Source organism: Campylobacter concisus (assembly GCF_015229965.1).
Lineage (GTDB): Bacteria > Campylobacterota > Campylobacteria > Campylobacterales > Campylobacteraceae > Campylobacter_A > Campylobacter_A concisus_BD.
Window position 1 is genome coordinate 90,453 of sequence record NZ_JAAKZB010000001.1, and the last position, 14,980, is coordinate 105,432.

Genomic DNA, 14,980 nt, shown 5'->3' on the forward strand with positions numbered 1-14,980 from the left:
GGCAAATATGTCAAAGAGCGAAGTTCTAACGAAATTTGAGACACTTGCGACGATACCGCACTGCAGTTACGATACTGATAAGATGCGTGATTTTCTGGCTAGCTATGCAAAAGACAAGGGCTGTGAGGTCGTGGTCGATAGCTTTGGCAACGTTCATGCATTCAAAGGCAAGCCAAAAATTTGCTTGCAGAGCCACTACGATATGGTCTGCATGGGCGATGCGCCAAAGATCGAGATAGTTTATGGCGATGATGGCTACATGAGAGCTAAAAACTCATCTTTGGGTGCTGATAACGGCATAGGCGTAGCTATCATGATGCAGATGATAAGTGAATTTGATGACATTGAGTGCCTCTTTACAAACAACGAAGAGGTCGGCATGGTCGGAGCTGCTGGCTTTAGCGGCGATCTAAAAGCCGATAAGCTTTTAAATTTAGACAGCGAAGAAGACGACCGCGTCACTATCGGCTGCGCTGGCGGTGTAAATTTGTTTGCTACTATCGCGCTAAATAGCAAAAAAACAAAAGAGAGCACGCTTTACGAAGTAAAAGTGAGCGGCCTACCAGGCGGTCACTCTGGCAATGAGATACATAAAAATATCCCAAATGCGATCAAGGTTTTGGCTACATTTGTGACTAAAAATGGCTGCAAGCTTGTTAAATTTGAAGGTGGCGAGCGAAGCAACTCTATCCCAAGTAGCGCAACTGCGCTTGTGTTAAGTGATAAAGAGCTAAAGAGCGAGTGTGAAAATTTAAGCGTGAAAAAGCTTGGCACTGGCGAAGAAATTTTAGAAAATGGCGAGAAAATTTTAGCTTTAATAAACTCATTTTCACAAGGCGTAAGAGCTTACAACTGCGAGCTAGGCATACCGCAAGATAGTGTCAATCTCTCTTTGGCAAAGATCAAAGATGACGGCACACTTGAAGTGGAGTTTTTCGCAAGATCAATGAGTAAAGACGGGCTAAATAGGATGGAATTTGAAATTTCTGAGCTTGCAAAAGCGGTCGGTTTTAACGTCATTAGTAAAGACAGAAACCCTGCTTGGAAGCCTATAAATGATAAATTTGCAAACGATATCTTAGAAGAGCTTAAAATTTATAAGCCAGAAGCAAGGATAACAGCCGTGCATGCTGGACTTGAGTGCGGAGTGCTTTTGGAGAAAAAAGCGGGTCTTAGTGCATGCTCTATTGGACCAAACATCTACTCACCTCACTCTACAAGGGAGCACTGCGAAGTTGCCTCTGCGCTTTTTATAGAAAAAGTCGTTCGCGGTATTGTTAAAAAATATAACTCATAAAAACAAAATTTGCTAGAAATTTCTAGCAAATTTTTCTATATCACCTTATCCTTGCTTTTACAAAGATCGCTTAAGATACATTCAAAACAAAGCGGTTTTTTAGCCTTGCAGGTGTAGCGCCCAAAAAGAACCATAGCTTGATGAAGCTTACCAAGGTCGGTTTTAAAGGCAAGAGTTAGATCCTCTTCAGTCGCTTCTGGCGTCTTTGCACTGCTTAAACCGAGTCTATGTGATACTCTAAAAACATGAGTATCAACAGCCATTACATTTGCGTTTGTAGCCTCTAAAAGCACGACGTGAGCGGTCTTTTGCCCAACTCCAGCAAGCGCTTTTAGCTTCTCTTCATCAAGTGGAATTTCTCCGTTATAGAGCTCGACCACGCTGTTTGCCATCTTGATTAAATTTACGGCTTTGTTGTTAAAAAAGCTGCATGAGTTTATCATGAGTTTTAAACTGGCTAAATTTGCACTTGCTAGCTCAAAAACATCTTTATACGCCTCAAATAGGGCAGGGGTGATCAAATTTACCCTTTTGTCTGTGCACTGAGCTGAGAGCATGACGCAAACAAGAAGTTCATATAAATTTCTAAATTTAAGCTCGCTTTTTGCGTCTTTAAACTCTTCTAAAAGCCTTCTTTTTATCTCTAAAATATCTTTTTTTGTTCTCATTTGGCTATTTTACCTAAAATTGCAAGTTAAACGAAAAGTTACCGCATTATTTGATATAATCTTGCCCATAAAATCAATTTTTTAAAGGATTTATATGAAAAAATTTTTGTTTCCAGCAGTTTTAAGTTTAGCTGCAGCTGTCACTCTAAACGCAGCAGTAGTTGCAACAGTTGATGGCGATGCTATAAATGATAGCGATATCTCAGCACTTTTATCAGCGGCTATGCCAGGTTTTGACGCTAGCAAGCTTCAACCAAATGAGAAAAAACGTATAATCGACGATCTAATCAACAGAAAACTTCTTTTAAAAGACGCAAAAGCGACAGGCATTGAAAAAGATGTTGATTACATCAAGGCTGTAAAAGCTGCACAAGAAGGCATTGCAGTTGAGCTTTATATGAGAAAATTATTTGACGGTATAAAAGTAAGCGATAGCGATTTAAGAGATTTTTACAACAAAAACAAAGCTAGCATGAACCAACCAGCTCAAGCAAGAGCAAGACATATCTTAGTTGAAGATGAAAAAACAGCAAATGACATCATCGCTCAACTTAAAAATTTAAAAGGCGAGGCTCTAACTAAGAAATTTGCAGAGCTAGCAAGCCAAAAATCAATCGACAAAGGCTCAGCAGCACACGGTGGCGAGCTTGGCTGGTTTGGTCAAAGCCAAATGGTAAAACCTTTTGCAGACGCAGCATTTTCAATGGCTAATGGCACAGTTTCAACTAAGCCAGTTAAAACTCAGTTTGGCTACCATGTTATCTTAAAAGAAGATGGTAAAGCTGCTGGTACTGTAAGCTTTGAACAAGCAAAACCAGAGATCGAGCAAGCTGTAAAAATGGAGAAATTCCAAGCTGCTGTTAGACAAAAAAGTGAAGCTCTACGCCAAAAAGCAAAGATAGAATACAAATAAAATTTGGAGGATAAAATGGGCGTTTTAGATATCGTAAAACCTGGTGTTTTAAGCGGAGATGATGTAACAAAACTTTATGCTTATGCCAAAGAGCAAGGTTTTGCAATACCTGCTGTAAATGTCGTAGGCAGCGACTCAGTAAATGCTGTTTTAGAAGCGGCAAAGGTTGCTAACTCGCCTGTTATCGTTCAGTTTAGTAATGGCGGTGCAGGTTTTTACGCTGGTAAAGCCTGCGAAAACGCAGCCGTTCTTGGTGCGATCGCTGGAGCAAAGCACGTTCATCTACTTGCCAAGGCTTACGGCGTGCCAGTCATTTTACACACAGACCACGCTGCTAGAAAGCTTTTGCCTTGGATAGATGAGCTAGTAAAAGCAAGCCATGAGTATAAAAAAACTCACGGCGTGCCACTTTTTAGCTCTCATATGCTTGATCTTAGTGAAGAGAATATCAACGAAAATTTAAGCACATGCGAGAAGTACCTAAAAGAGCTTAGCGAGCTTGGCATCAGCCTAGAAATAGAGCTTGGCGTCACTGGTGGCGAAGAAGATGGCGTAGATAACACAAGCGTTGATAACGCGCTTCTCTACACTCAGCCAGAGGACGTCGCGCTTGCTTATGAAAGACTAAGTAAGATAAGCGATAAATTTAGCATCGCAGCTAGTTTTGGCAATGTTCATGGTGTCTATAAACCAGGCAATGTTGTGCTAAGACCAGAAATTCTTAAAAACTCACAAGCCTATGTGGCAAAGAAATTTAATACAAAAAGCGACAAACCTGTAAATTTTGTATTTCATGGCGGTAGTGGCAGTGAGCTAAAAGATATCAAAAATGCTGTGAGTTACGGCGTTATCAAGATGAACATTGATACTGATACGCAGTGGGCTTTCTGGGACGGTGTGCGCGAGTATGAGGCTAAAAATAGAGCATACTTGCAAGGCCAGATCGGCAACCCAGAGGGCGATGATAAGCCAAATAAAAAATACTACGATCCAAGGAAATGGCTAAGAAGTGGCGAGGAGAGTATGGTTAAGCGTCTTCAGACTGCTTTTAGCGACTTAAACTGCCTAAATAGGAACTAATCCTATGCAAAATCAAAATGATTTTAGTGAGCTAAGCGTGCCAAAAGAGCGCCAAGCTCACTCTTTCTTTGTCTTTTTTAAAGTTATCTTTATCCCTTTAGCTATCTACATCTTGGCGATACTAGCGTATCTTGGCGTTATAAATTTTCAGATGAAGCTTCATACCATCATGATGATGGGCGTTATACTCTTTGTCGCTTTTATATTTTCACGCCATAGTGCCTTGGTAGCTTACTCAAATTTCTTAGCAAATGCCAAAGACTACAAGATAAGGCTAAAAGAATTTATCATCGCTCATCTCTTTGAAATTTCAGGCGTCAAAAAGGCAAACGCTAAATTTGAAGATTTTTTCGAGAGCTATACAAGAAATTTTAGAAATGACAATCTAGCAAACATAGGCCAAGCAGTCTTTCCTATGCTTGGAATTTTGGGCACATTTATCAGTATCGCTATCTCTATGCCAAGCTTTAGCTCAAGCACTGCAAATGGCCTTGAAAAAGAGATCGCTATACTGCTAAATGGCGTGGCTACAGCGTTTTATGTATCGATTTACGGCATATTTTTGGCGCTTTGGTGGATGTTTTTTGAAAAGATCGGCATTAGCAAATTTGAGAGATTTTACAGCGAGCAAAAAGAGCTAAGCCGTGAGTTTTTCTGGCAGGAAAATGAGCTAAATGCAAATTTCATGAAAGCAAGTGTGGGCTACTTTAAAGATAGTCACGACGCCTTTAAAATGGTGCTTGATGATAAATTTATAAAAGAGCTAAGCGAGCAGACAAATGAGAAATTTAACAGCCTAAAAGAGCTTTGCGAGGTTGAAAAAAATATCATCAATCAAAGCAAGGCAGAGCTTAGCGCAAATTTAAAAATGCTAAATGAATCTGGGCTAAAACAAGATGAATTTGTAAAAATCCACTCCGATATATTAAAAGCGGTTGGTGCGTTTTCTAACGCCTTTAAAGATATGGAGGTTAAAATTTTAACCGAGCATGCAAAGCTTGGCGAAATTTTTAGTAGAAATTTAAACGCCACAAAAGAGAGCCAGCTTAAATTTGAGCAGACTATCAAGAGTTTTGATGCCATTTTAAAAGAATTTTCTCTCTCTTTGATGAAAGAGCAAAACGAGGCGTTAAAGGCATTTAGAACCTCGCTCGTGGAGAGTGCGACGATATTTAAGGCAGCTTATGAGCAAGAGGGTAGGAGCTTGGAGCGCGAAAAAGAGCGTGAGAGCCTCATTGCTGAGCTTAAGAAGAATATAGACGAGATCGATAAAGAAGCAAATTCTGTAATAGAAAAAATCGAAAATCTAGTGCAATGAAAATAGACAAAAATAACGAAGATCAATCGAGCTTTTGGGTTTCGTACGCAGACTTGATGGCGGGTCTGCTCTTTGTTTTTATGCTGCTAATCGGCGCTGTCGTCGTAAAATACGTCCTAACTCAAAACACCCTTGAAAATAAAGAGCAAGCTATCATAGCAGCTTTAGCAAATTTAAAAGACGCTCAGGGCAAGAATTTTACCCTTGAAGAGCTAAATGACGCCCTAAAAAGCGAGCTTTCAAAGATAAGCGACGAAAACATAAATTTAAAAAAATCAAATGAAATTTTTGTCATCCAAATAGACGCCCTAAAAGAAAAGCTAGCCCAGCTCATAGAGGAAAACAAGGATGCAAATGCGAGCATCAAAGAGCTAAATGCTAGCATTTTTGATCTAAACCAAAAGATGATCGTGCTAAATGATGAAATTTCATCAAAAGATAGAGCGCTAAGCGACGCAAATGTAAGCAGCGAGAAAAATTTAGCCAAGATCGCCTTTTTGCTCGAGCAAGTAAGCAAAAAAGAGGCTAGATATGACGAGCTTTTAAGGGATCTAAACGTCACTCGTGACAGGGTCAAAAACCTAACTGGCATAAGGGTAAAAGTGATCTCCGCCCTAAAAGATAGGCTGGGATCTAGCATCGAGATCGACCCAAACTCAGGCGCGCTAAAGCTTAGCTCATCAGTGCTTTTTGATAAGGGCAGCGCGGTCTTAAAAGAAGAGGTCAAAGAGGAGCTAAAGGCCACGCTTAGTAAGTATTTTGACGTGCTTTTAAATGATAAAGAGATCGCCTCAAACATCGATCAGATCGTCATAGAAGGCTTTACGGATAGCGATGGAAGTTACATTTATAACCTAGAGCTTTCGCAAAAAAGAGCCTACGCGGTGATGGAATTTATAAACTCATTTAGCGATGATGCGCGCCTTAGAAAGCTGCTTGTTGCAAGTGGCAGAAGCTACAACGAGCTAGTTTTTAAAGACGGAGCCGAGGACAAGGACGCTTCAAGGCGTATAGAGATCAAATTTTCACTCTCAAACAAAGAGGCTATCAACGAGATAGAGAAATTTTTGGAGTTTAAGGGTGATTGATAAAATTCGCTTAAGAGGGCGAGAATTTTGGCTTTTAAGAGATGATTTGCTAGGTGAGTTTAATGGTAACAAAGCAAGAAAGCTGGAGTATTTTTTAAAGGCCGATCTTAGCGGTATCAAAGCCATCGTATCTCACGGCTCAAGCCAGTCAAACGCGATGTATAGCCTAAGTCTTTTTGCTAAGCTAAAAGGGCTTAAATTTTACTACGTAGTCTCTCATCTTAGCTCAAATTTGGAGCAAAATCCAGTTGGGAATTTCAAATTTGCACTTGAAAATGGCATGGAAATTTTTGTAAAAGAGGAGCGTGAGAAATTTGCTAAAGAGCTAGCAAATAGCCAAAACGCGCTATTTATAAACGAGGGTGTAGCGCAAAGTGAGGCCGAGCTTGGCTTTATCACGCAGGCAAATGAGATAAATGAGTGGAGCAAAAAAAGTGGCATAAGGCCTGATATTTTCTTGCCCTCAGGCACTGGCACAAGCGCATGCTACCTAGCAAAGCACACCGATCTTAGGGTTTTTACAGCTCCTTGCGTAGGGGATAGCGACTATCTAAAAAAGCAAATTTACGAGCTAGATAAAGATAGCAAAGTGCAAATTTTAAATCCCCCAAAGAAGTATCATTTTGGAAATTTATATAAAGAGCTTTATGAAATTTGGCTTGAAGTGTGCAAAAGTGGCGTGGAGTTTGAGCTGATTTACGACCCAGTGGGCTTTATGACGCTTTTTGCAAATTTAGACAAGCTTGGTAGCGAAATTTTATATATCCACCAGGGCGGAATTTTGGGTAACATTACACAAAAGCAAAGATATGAGAGAAAACTAAAAATAAAGGATCATAAATGAAGTTTTTACACAGCAGCGACGCTGACTTTGAGAGTAAATTTTCACAGCTTGTTAGGCGAAGTGACAATGACATGAGTGCCGTGATGCCAGTGGTTACAGGCATTATAGACGAGATAAGAAAAGATGGCGATAGTGCGCTTTTTGCCCAGATAAGTAAATTTGATAAATTTAGCGTCACAAGCAAAAACGACATAATAATCGACGTAAAAGAGATGGAGGCGGCCTACAATTCGCTAGATAACGCCCTAAGGGTGGCTCTAAATTTAGCACACGACAGGATAAAAAGCTATCATGAGCGCACAAAACCAAGCGACTGGACCTACAAGGACGAGCACGACATCTTGCTTGGTGCAAAATACACTCCAGTTGATCGCGCTGGTCTTTATATCCCAGGCGGCAAGGCGGCATATCCTAGCTCGCTTCTCATGAATGCTATCCCAGCAGTCGTTGCAGGCGTAAAAGAGATCGTAGTTTGCACCCCAGCGCCAGGCGGCAAGGTAAATCCTCTGCTTCTTGCAGCGATGCATCTATGTGGCATCAAAACAGCCTTTAAAATAGGCGGTGCAAGCGCGATCGCAGCGATGGCTTACGGCACAGCGACCGTGCCAAAGGTCGATGTCATCACAGGACCTGGCAACATCTACGTAGCGACTGCTAAAAAGCTAGTTTATGGTGACGTAAATATCGATATGATCGCTGGTCCAAGCGAGATAGGCGTGATCGCTGATGATAGTGCGGACCCTCGCCACATAGCGATCGATCTACTCTCACAAGCAGAGCACGACGAGATTGCGAGTGCCTTTTTGATAACGCCAGTGGAGGCCTTTGCAAGGGCAGTGCAAAGACACGTGGAGGACGAGCTAAAAACTCTAAAACGCGAACCAATCGCTAGTGCTAGCATGAGAAACAAAGCTGCTATCATCGTCGCAAAAGACTTGCAAGAGTGCTTTAAGCTAATGAACGAGCTTGCTGTGGAGCACCTAGAGATCGCTACAAACGACTCTTTGAGCTATATGGACGAGGTAAAACACGCTGGAGCGATATTTTTTGGACACTTCACGCCTGAAGCGATGGGCGACTACATCGCTGGACCAAATCACACCTTGCCAACTGGCGGAAGTGCGAGATTTTACTCGCCGCTTGGAGTTGAAAATTTTATGAAGCGAAGCTCTATCATCTCAGTTAGCAGAAAAGGCATCATACACCTTGGCAAACCATGCATGCAGCTAGCCGAAGCCGAAGGGCTAACAGCTCATAAAAGATCAATCGCCGTGAGGTTAGAGGATTAAAAAAATGAAATTTGATTTTAGAAAATTTAAAATTTTCTAAAATCTTTTTAAAAATATTTTTTACTTTAAGAAATATTTTTGCAACTTTTTATGAAATTTATAGTAAAATCCATCACGAAACTAATAAAAAAGGAGTTGATATGAAGTTAGGAACTTATACTGCAAACCAGGCTTCAGGAAACTATTATTTAGATCAAGCTAAAAATAGCGAGAAAAAGGCGCTAAACGCCATCTCTGCAAATAGTGAGATCAGAGCATCAGGTGCAAATTTGCAAATCGCAGAGAGCTTACTTTCGCAAACAAATGTCCTAAATGAGGGCATGGCAAATGCAAACGATATGATCGGTATGCTTCAGATCGCCGACTCAACGCTTTTAAATTTAAGCGAGAGTGCGGATAAGATCGGCGAGCTATCAAGCAAGCTTTCAAACCCAGCTCTTTCAGCGAACGAGCAAAAGGGCATAAAAGGCGAGATAAATGCGCTTAAAAATGCGATGAGCGACAGTGTAAAAGAAGCTAAATTTAACGGCAAAAACGTTTTTGACGCCGAACTTGGCTTTTTTACAGGTGAGGGCACAAAAAATATAAATTTAAGTACAAATGCTCTTTTAAATGTTAAAGAGGATGGCTCAAATTTTGGCGATATTTTGAAAAATATAAATTCACTTCGCTCAGAGATCGGCTCGACACAAAATGCTGTATTTAAGGGCATGAACGCTCTAGCTGCTAGAAGCGTAGCAAATGCTAATAGCGTAGAAAATCTTGATAGTAGCGATATAGCAAAGAGCTTGGAAGAAAATTTACAAGCAAATTTAAAGCTGCATGCTGCCTCTTTGGCTAAAGCTCACGATACTACGAGCTTGGCTGCAAAACTAGATAAACTTCTAGGCGAATAAATTTTTACCGGTCTTGTGCCGGTAAAACTCTTTTTTATTTTTTATGCTTTACTTTTTGATTTTAGAATATATTTGCAAATCAAAAATTTGATATTTCTCGTTTGAAATTTTATAACAAGTGTGCCTCTTTTGCTCTATTGCTATATCAAGTGTACCCTCAAAACGAAGGTTAAGTTAATTATGCTTTAAGATGAGAGCTATATGTAATGTTTAAAACAATTTTTTGTTTGTGTAAAGTTATATTAGATATCAAAGTTATAAAAAGGATAGAAAAATGTGATTAATTCGTGGCTAGAGTGACTTTTGTTCAAAATCAAAATGGTGAAAATTTCTTTACATTATTTTATGGTATTTGCGCTATAAAATTTCAATGAAAAGCGCCCATTAAATATATAGATGCTATAAATTTCTCGAAGAAAAGCTATCTAAGCAAAAAGAATATTTGTCAAAATAGGATACAGACACATATAAAAACATTAAATTTTTACTTGTATCTTTTGGTGCTTTGGTTGCGAGAATAGCTTGATTTTAGACTGGAGTATAAATTTAGAATTAAAAGAGTTTAGGGCAGATGCCCAAAAGGGCAGGGCTTGTTAGCCCTCTATGTAGTTTTTGAGTTTTCTACCAACTTTTGGGTGTTTTAGTTTCTTGATAGCCGAGCTTTCTATCTGGCGGACGCGTTCACGAGTGACGTTTAGCGCCTTTCCGATCTCTTCAAGTGTGCGGTCGCTCTCATCTTCAAGCAAGCCAAATCTCATCGAAATAACCGCTTTTTCGCGCTCATTTAGCTGTGAAAGCACATCGTCGATTTGCTCTCTAAGGTCACTTTTTAAAATTTGATCTATCGGTGATAGAGAAGTTTTGTCCTCGACAAAATCTCCAAATTTACCGTCTTCTTCGTTTGCGATTGGTGCTTCAAGGCTGATAGGCTCTTTTGTGATCTTGATCACCTGTTTTACCTTATCGACGCTTAGTCCGACCTCTTTTGCGATGACGCTTACATCAGGCTCTTTTCCTTCTTCTTGGAGGTATTTGCGGTTGATTTTGTTGATACGATTGATCGTCTCTATCATGTGGATAGGTATCCTAATCGTCCTTGCCTGATCAGCGATCGCGCGTGAGATAGCCTGGCGTATCCACCATGTGGCGTAGGTTGAAAATTTATAGCCTTTTCTATATTCAAATTTATCAACCGCCTTCATAAGGCCGATGTTGCCCTCCTGGATGAGATCAAGAAATGGCAAACCCCTGTTTGTATAGCGTTTTGCGATACTTACGACTAGACGGAGGTTTGACTTAGCCATTCTAGCTTTTGCTTCGTCTGAAATTTTCTTTCCACGCTTGATCTGCTCTAAAATCTCTTTTAGTCTTGCTGGCTCAAGGTCAAAGCCCTGTTTGCTAGCCTCTTTTGTCGTAAAAAGCTTTTTGATCTCGACATAGGTTGAGACCATCGTAGCCTCTGGCACGCGAGCCGCGATCTCTTCTTTGCTAAGCTTGATGATATCTTTTAAGATGCTTTTGTGATTTTTCTTTAGCTCGTCACTAAACATTGGCAAGCGATACTCCAAGCGCTTTAGCTCTCTATCAAATTCGTCGTCGCTTTTAAGAGCTGTCTCCATTGATTTTACGATCTCGCTAATTAGCTTACTTGTTGGGCCAAGGTCCATCAGCTTCTCTTTTAAAATTTTCTTTTTAAACGCAAGCGTCATCTTTGAAGCTGTATCGTCGCTTTCAACTTTATCTTGCTTGTTTGCGGTCTTTAGCCACTCTTTTTTAGCTTTTTCAAGAGCCTTAAAGCTTTCTATAACTTTTTCAGCGCGCTTGTCGTTTTTGGCTGATTTTTTAGGAGCTTCGTTCTCTTCGTTCTCCTCATCCTCTTCGTCTATATCCTCTTCGCCATCTTCATTTTCATTTTCGCTCTCGTCTTCAAAGCTTTTAAAAAGCTCTTTTACGCGGCGCTCTCTGTTGATAAGTGGCTCTTTGTAATCAAGTATGAAATCGATCAAAAATGGCACCGAACAAAATGCGTCGATGATGATATCTTCGCCAAGCTCGATCCTCTTGCTGATCTCTACCTCTTCGTCTTTTGTAAGAAGTGCGATCTGACCCATCTCTCTTAGATACATCCTTACTGGACTATCTGATCTTGACCACTCTAAAAGGTCAGTTTCGCTTGAAAGATCGAGGTCTTCGTCGATATCTTGGTCGCTTTTTTGAGCGTTTTCTTGACGTTTTTTGGCGTCAGCTAAATTTCTAAGCTTTGCAGCCTCAGCAGATGTGATGAGCTGGACTTTGTTTGTTTTTGCGAGTTGTTCTATCTTTTTTACTACAGTAGCCGTCGGAGCTTTGTCTAATAATTTTACTAATTTTTCGTATGTCAAAAAGCCTTTTGCATTTTCAACAAAAAGCTCTTCTATTTGAGAAAAAGAGTCTTTTGCGGCGCTCATAAATTTCCTTTCAAATCGTATCATTGTGATTTAAGTGTTGGTTAAAAGAAAATGGATTATACCCAAAATTTTTTAAAAGTGTATAAAAAGAAAGTTGGAACGATGATTGCTTAGTAATTCTAAAAAATCAAATTTTGATTAGGAAATTTTATGCAAAATGGTTATTATCAAGCCACTGCTGGCATGGTAACGCAGTTTAACAGACTAAATGTCATCTCAAACAATCTTGCAAATGTAAATACGATCGGCTACAAGCGAAACGACGTAGTCATCGGCGACTTTGCGAGAATTTTTAAAGAGACGCAAGATGAGCTTCCGCTTAAAAATCACACAAAAGACGGAGCTAAATTTCTAAATAGAACGCTTGATCGTGTGCCACAAGTGAGTGAAGAATACACCGACTTTAGCGCTGGTGGCTTTAAATACAGCTCAAACACACTTGACTTTGCGATAAAAAGAGAGGACGCTTTTTTCTTAGTTGATACTCCAAATGGCGTAAAACTAAGCAAAAATGGCTCTTTTAGCCTTGACGCGGACGGATATATCGTCACAAAAGAGGGTTATAGGGTGCTGCCAAGTGGCTATGAGGCGCAAAATCCTGGTCAAAGAGGCATTCAAGTGCCACAAGGCGAGGTGCTAACCGTTGATAAAAATGGAAATTTATACTCAAATAACAATCAATTTTCTAAATTTTACATTGCCCAACCAAGAGAGATAAGAGATCTAAAAAAGGTCGGAGACAATCTCTTTGAAACGAGAAATTTTGACGACATAACCGAGCTTGACGAGGCTGATAGCGTGATGCAAGGCTACGCTCAGATGTCAAATGTAAATCCAGTCTTAGAAATGGTGGGTCTAATAGAAACCCAACGCTTAGTTGATATGTATCAAAAGGTTATGACAAGCCACATGACTGACCTTAACCAAGATGCTGTTCAAAAACTAGCCCTAAAAGCTTAATAAAAGGATAAAACTATGATGAGATCACTTTACACTGCGGCCACTGGCATGATCGCTGAGCAGACGCAGATAGACGTAACCTCACACAACATTGCAAACGTAAATACCTATGGATATAAGAAAAATAGGGCTGAATTTGCCGATCTTATGTATCAAGTCATGGAGTACGCAGGCACGGCGACAAGCCAGACTACCACAAGCCCGACAGGCATCGAGGTTGGTCTTGGCGTGCGCCCAACAGCGATAAATAAAATTTTCTCTCAGGGCTATTTTAAAGAGACCAGTAACAACCTAGATATGGTCATAGCTGGCAACGGCTTTTTTCAAATTCAACTCCCTGACGGCACGACGGCTTACACTAGAAATGGCGCATTTAAGCTTGACGCAAACGGCACGATCGTAAATAGCGACGGATATCAGCTCATCCCTCAGATCACTGTCCCTGCAAACGCGACGCAAATTTCAATAGGCACAGACGGCACCGTCTCAGTGCTTCAAGCTGGCGAAACCGACATGGCTCAGATAGGTCAGATCGAGCTAGCAAATTTCATAAACCCAGCCGGTCTTCACTCGATGGGTGATAACAACTACCTCCAAACAAGCGCTAGTGGCGACGTGGTGGTAGGTGTAGCAGGCCTTGATGGACTTGGCACCATTAGACAAGGCTTTGTCGAGATGAGTAACGTGCAGCTTGTTGAAGAGATGACTGATCTTATCACAGGTCAGCGCGCATACGAGGCAAACTCAAAGGCGATAACGACGAGTGATTCGATGCTAGAGATAGTAAATGGACTTAAAAGGTAGGTGATATGGACGCGACTTTGGCTATTGTTGGACTTATACTCGTTGCTTTTACGCTTGATGTTTTTTACTTTTCAGATAGGACCCCAAAGGGCAAGGGTCCAAAAGGGCAGGTGCATTAAATTTATAGGCCATTGTAAATTTGGCAGTCTTCGTCGTTGCCCAGCTCGCAGGACTTGCCAAAGTACTTTTTGGCTAAATTTTTATCGCCTTTTGCTTCAAAATAAATAACCCCAAGGTTGTGGCAACCATCCCCAAAGTCCATTTCGCAAGCTTTTGTGAAGAGTTTGCTAGCTCTTTTTTGATCTTTTTCTACGTATTTTCCGCTATGAAGCATCATACCAAGGCTATTGCAGCCAGCAGAGTGGCCCAGATCGCAGCTCTTTTCAAAGAGCTCTTTTGCCTTTTTGGCATCTTGCTCTACGCCATTTCCGTCATAGTATAAAAGTCCAAGGCCGTAGTATCCGTCGCCATCTTTTAGCTCGCAAGCTCTTAAAAATAGCTCTTTTGACTTTTGATAGTTTTTATCTAACGTATAGACAAAGCCAAGCCTTGCGCAGCCAAAGCCGTCATTTAGCTCGCAGCCCTTTTGGTAAAATTTGGCTGCATTTTTGTTATTTACATCTTTTATGTAGTCCATGTCGTAGAGCACGCCCACACTACTGCAAGCGTCTGCGTGTTTTAGCTCGCAAGCTTTTTTGTAAAACTCGCCCGCTTTTTGGTAGTTTTTGCTCTTCTCAAATTTATTACCAAGTTCAAAGCAGCTTTTAGCATCTTCGTTTTCGCACCTAGACTCAAGCGTTTTTGTCTCTAAATTTGCGCCCCACAAAATCACCGCAGAGGCTAAAAATAAAACGACCTTTTTCATTGTCTGCCTTTTTAAAAATTTAAATAAGTTTAGATAAAAAGCTTTAAATTTATAGTAAATATGCTTTTAGGATTAAAATTAATACCCAAGTTTCTCTAATAAATTTCTCACATCACAGCCCTTTTTAAAGCCTAGCTCGCATGATCTTTGAAAGTAGCTTTTTTGTCCTCTTTTTTGCCGTTATCTAAAAGCGCGTAGTTTAAAAATCTTGCATATCTATTTAATATGATAGTTTGATTAAGCTCGCTACCCACGTCGTTGTAGCCATTTAGATAGATGAGCGCAGCGCTGTAACAACCCTCTTTCATATCATTTTCGCAAGCTAGTAAAAATATCTCTTTTAGCTTTTTAAACTCTTTATCATCGCTTGATGAGTTATAAATTTTTACAGCAGCCTTGTAACAGCTTGTTAAATTTGCTCTTATATCGCCCTCGCTTTGGCACATCTCGTTTAAATTTTCTGCATTTAAAAGCACAATGAGAGATAAAAACAAAATCAAATTTTTCATAA

General features: G+C 40.3%; 14 protein-coding genes. 10 read left to right on the forward strand and 4 right to left on the reverse strand.

Annotated elements, in window-relative coordinates:
- Positions 1-7 precede the first annotated feature (7 nt).
- On the forward strand, positions 8-1,297 hold the full coding sequence (locus G6W43_RS00500; RefSeq protein WP_103594073.1) for a M28 family peptidase: 1,290 nt from the start codon (positions 8-10) through the stop codon (positions 1,295-1,297).
- A gap of 35 nt (positions 1,298-1,332) precedes the next feature.
- Here the strand turns inward: G6W43_RS00500 and nth are convergent, their stop codons facing one another.
- Positions 1,333-1,965: an endonuclease III gene (nth, locus tag G6W43_RS00505; protein WP_196779720.1), complete on the reverse strand. Its 633-nt coding sequence runs from the start codon at positions 1,963-1,965 to the stop codon at positions 1,333-1,335.
- A 94-nt stretch (positions 1,966-2,059) separates the two neighbouring features.
- Between nth and G6W43_RS00510 the strand changes: the two genes are divergently transcribed.
- The 7 genes from G6W43_RS00510 to G6W43_RS00540 all read left to right on the forward strand — a co-directional run bounded on the left by G6W43_RS00510 (position 2,060) and on the right by G6W43_RS00540 (position 9,393).
- A complete protein-coding gene (locus G6W43_RS00510) occupies positions 2,060-2,878 on the forward strand; it encodes a peptidylprolyl isomerase (RefSeq protein WP_009294116.1) in 819 nt (272 codons plus the stop codon).
- 15 nt (positions 2,879-2,893) lie between these two features.
- Complete coding sequence (gene fbaA / locus G6W43_RS00515; RefSeq protein WP_009294115.1) at positions 2,894-3,958, forward strand: class II fructose-bisphosphate aldolase; 1,065 nt, start codon at positions 2,894-2,896, stop codon at positions 3,956-3,958.
- Between the two features lie 4 nt (positions 3,959-3,962).
- Positions 3,963-5,276, forward strand: a complete 1,314-nt coding sequence (locus G6W43_RS00520) for a MotA/TolQ/ExbB proton channel family protein (protein ID WP_194168891.1) — start codon at positions 3,963-3,965, stop codon at positions 5,274-5,276.
- The gene (locus tag G6W43_RS00525; RefSeq protein WP_194168892.1) at positions 5,273-6,364 is read left to right on the forward strand and encodes an OmpA family protein; all 1,092 of its coding nucleotides are present in this window, start codon (positions 5,273-5,275) and stop codon (positions 6,362-6,364) included. Before G6W43_RS00520 ends, G6W43_RS00525 begins: the two co-directional genes overlap by 4 nt.
- Positions 6,357-7,208 (forward strand): pyridoxal-phosphate dependent enzyme, encoded by an 852-nt coding sequence (locus tag G6W43_RS00530; RefSeq protein ID WP_194168893.1) that lies wholly within the window; start codon positions 6,357-6,359, stop codon positions 7,206-7,208. The genes G6W43_RS00525 and G6W43_RS00530 overlap by 8 nt, the downstream gene beginning before the upstream one ends.
- A complete protein-coding gene (hisD, locus tag G6W43_RS00535; protein ID WP_194168894.1) occupies positions 7,205-8,497 on the forward strand; it encodes a histidinol dehydrogenase in 1,293 nt (430 codons plus the stop codon). Before G6W43_RS00530 ends, hisD begins: the two co-directional genes overlap by 4 nt.
- Positions 8,498-8,637: 140 nt before the next feature.
- On the forward strand, positions 8,638-9,393 hold the full coding sequence (locus G6W43_RS00540) for a flagellin (protein ID WP_194168895.1): 756 nt from the start codon (positions 8,638-8,640) through the stop codon (positions 9,391-9,393).
- A gap of 593 nt (positions 9,394-9,986) precedes the next feature.
- Here the strand turns inward: G6W43_RS00540 and rpoD are convergent.
- Complete coding sequence (rpoD, locus tag G6W43_RS00545; RefSeq protein WP_194168896.1) at positions 9,987-11,840, reverse strand: RNA polymerase sigma factor RpoD; 1,854 nt, start codon at positions 11,838-11,840, stop codon at positions 9,987-9,989.
- A 150-nt stretch (positions 11,841-11,990) separates the two neighbouring features.
- Here rpoD and G6W43_RS00550 point away from each other — a divergent pair, with 150 nt between their 5' ends.
- Both G6W43_RS00550 and flgG read left to right on the forward strand, forming a co-directional pair.
- Positions 11,991-12,800 (forward strand): flagellar hook-basal body protein, encoded by an 810-nt coding sequence (locus G6W43_RS00550; protein ID WP_194168897.1) that lies wholly within the window; start codon positions 11,991-11,993, stop codon positions 12,798-12,800.
- Positions 12,801-12,815: 15 nt separating this feature from the next.
- Complete coding sequence (gene flgG, locus G6W43_RS00555) at positions 12,816-13,604, forward strand: flagellar basal-body rod protein FlgG (protein ID WP_002942100.1); 789 nt, start codon at positions 12,816-12,818, stop codon at positions 13,602-13,604.
- A 121-nt stretch (positions 13,605-13,725) separates the two neighbouring features.
- On the opposite strand, the gene G6W43_RS00560 is transcribed toward flgG, so the two are convergent.
- Complete coding sequence (locus G6W43_RS00560) at positions 13,726-14,469, reverse strand: tetratricopeptide repeat protein (RefSeq protein WP_194168898.1); 744 nt, start codon at positions 14,467-14,469, stop codon at positions 13,726-13,728.
- A gap of 131 nt (positions 14,470-14,600) precedes the next feature.
- Positions 14,601-14,978, reverse strand: coding sequence for a hypothetical protein (locus G6W43_RS00565; RefSeq protein WP_194168899.1), 378 nt, complete (start codon positions 14,976-14,978; stop codon positions 14,601-14,603).
- Positions 14,979-14,980 lie beyond the last annotated feature (2 nt).

What these genes read in the sequence shown, in the direction of transcription:
- G6W43_RS00500 (WP_103594073.1), top strand. Translation starts at nt 8, where the DNA reads ATGTCAAAGAGCGAAGTTCTAACGAAATTTGAGACACTTGCGACGATA.
- nth (WP_196779720.1), bottom strand. Translation starts at nt 1,965, where the DNA reads ATGAGAACAAAAAAAGATATTTTAGAGATAAAAAGAAGGCTTTTAGAA.
- G6W43_RS00510 (WP_009294116.1), top strand. Translation starts at nt 2,060, where the DNA reads ATGAAAAAATTTTTGTTTCCAGCAGTTTTAAGTTTAGCTGCAGCTGTC.
- fbaA (WP_009294115.1), top strand. Translation starts at nt 2,894, where the DNA reads ATGGGCGTTTTAGATATCGTAAAACCTGGTGTTTTAAGCGGAGATGAT.
- G6W43_RS00520 (WP_194168891.1), top strand. Translation starts at nt 3,963, where the DNA reads ATGCAAAATCAAAATGATTTTAGTGAGCTAAGCGTGCCAAAAGAGCGC.
- G6W43_RS00525 (WP_194168892.1), top strand. Translation starts at nt 5,273, where the DNA reads ATGAAAATAGACAAAAATAACGAAGATCAATCGAGCTTTTGGGTTTCG.
- hisD (WP_194168894.1), top strand. Translation starts at nt 7,205, where the DNA reads ATGAAGTTTTTACACAGCAGCGACGCTGACTTTGAGAGTAAATTTTCA.
- G6W43_RS00540 (WP_194168895.1), top strand. Translation starts at nt 8,638, where the DNA reads ATGAAGTTAGGAACTTATACTGCAAACCAGGCTTCAGGAAACTATTAT.
- rpoD (WP_194168896.1), bottom strand. Translation starts at nt 11,840, where the DNA reads ATGAGCGCCGCAAAAGACTCTTTTTCTCAAATAGAAGAGCTTTTTGTT.
- G6W43_RS00550 (WP_194168897.1), top strand. Translation starts at nt 11,991, where the DNA reads ATGCAAAATGGTTATTATCAAGCCACTGCTGGCATGGTAACGCAGTTT.
- flgG (WP_002942100.1), top strand. Translation starts at nt 12,816, where the DNA reads ATGATGAGATCACTTTACACTGCGGCCACTGGCATGATCGCTGAGCAG.
- G6W43_RS00560 (WP_194168898.1), bottom strand. Translation starts at nt 14,469, where the DNA reads ATGAAAAAGGTCGTTTTATTTTTAGCCTCTGCGGTGATTTTGTGGGGC.
- G6W43_RS00565 (WP_194168899.1), bottom strand. Translation starts at nt 14,978, where the DNA reads ATGAAAAATTTGATTTTGTTTTTATCTCTCATTGTGCTTTTAAATGCA.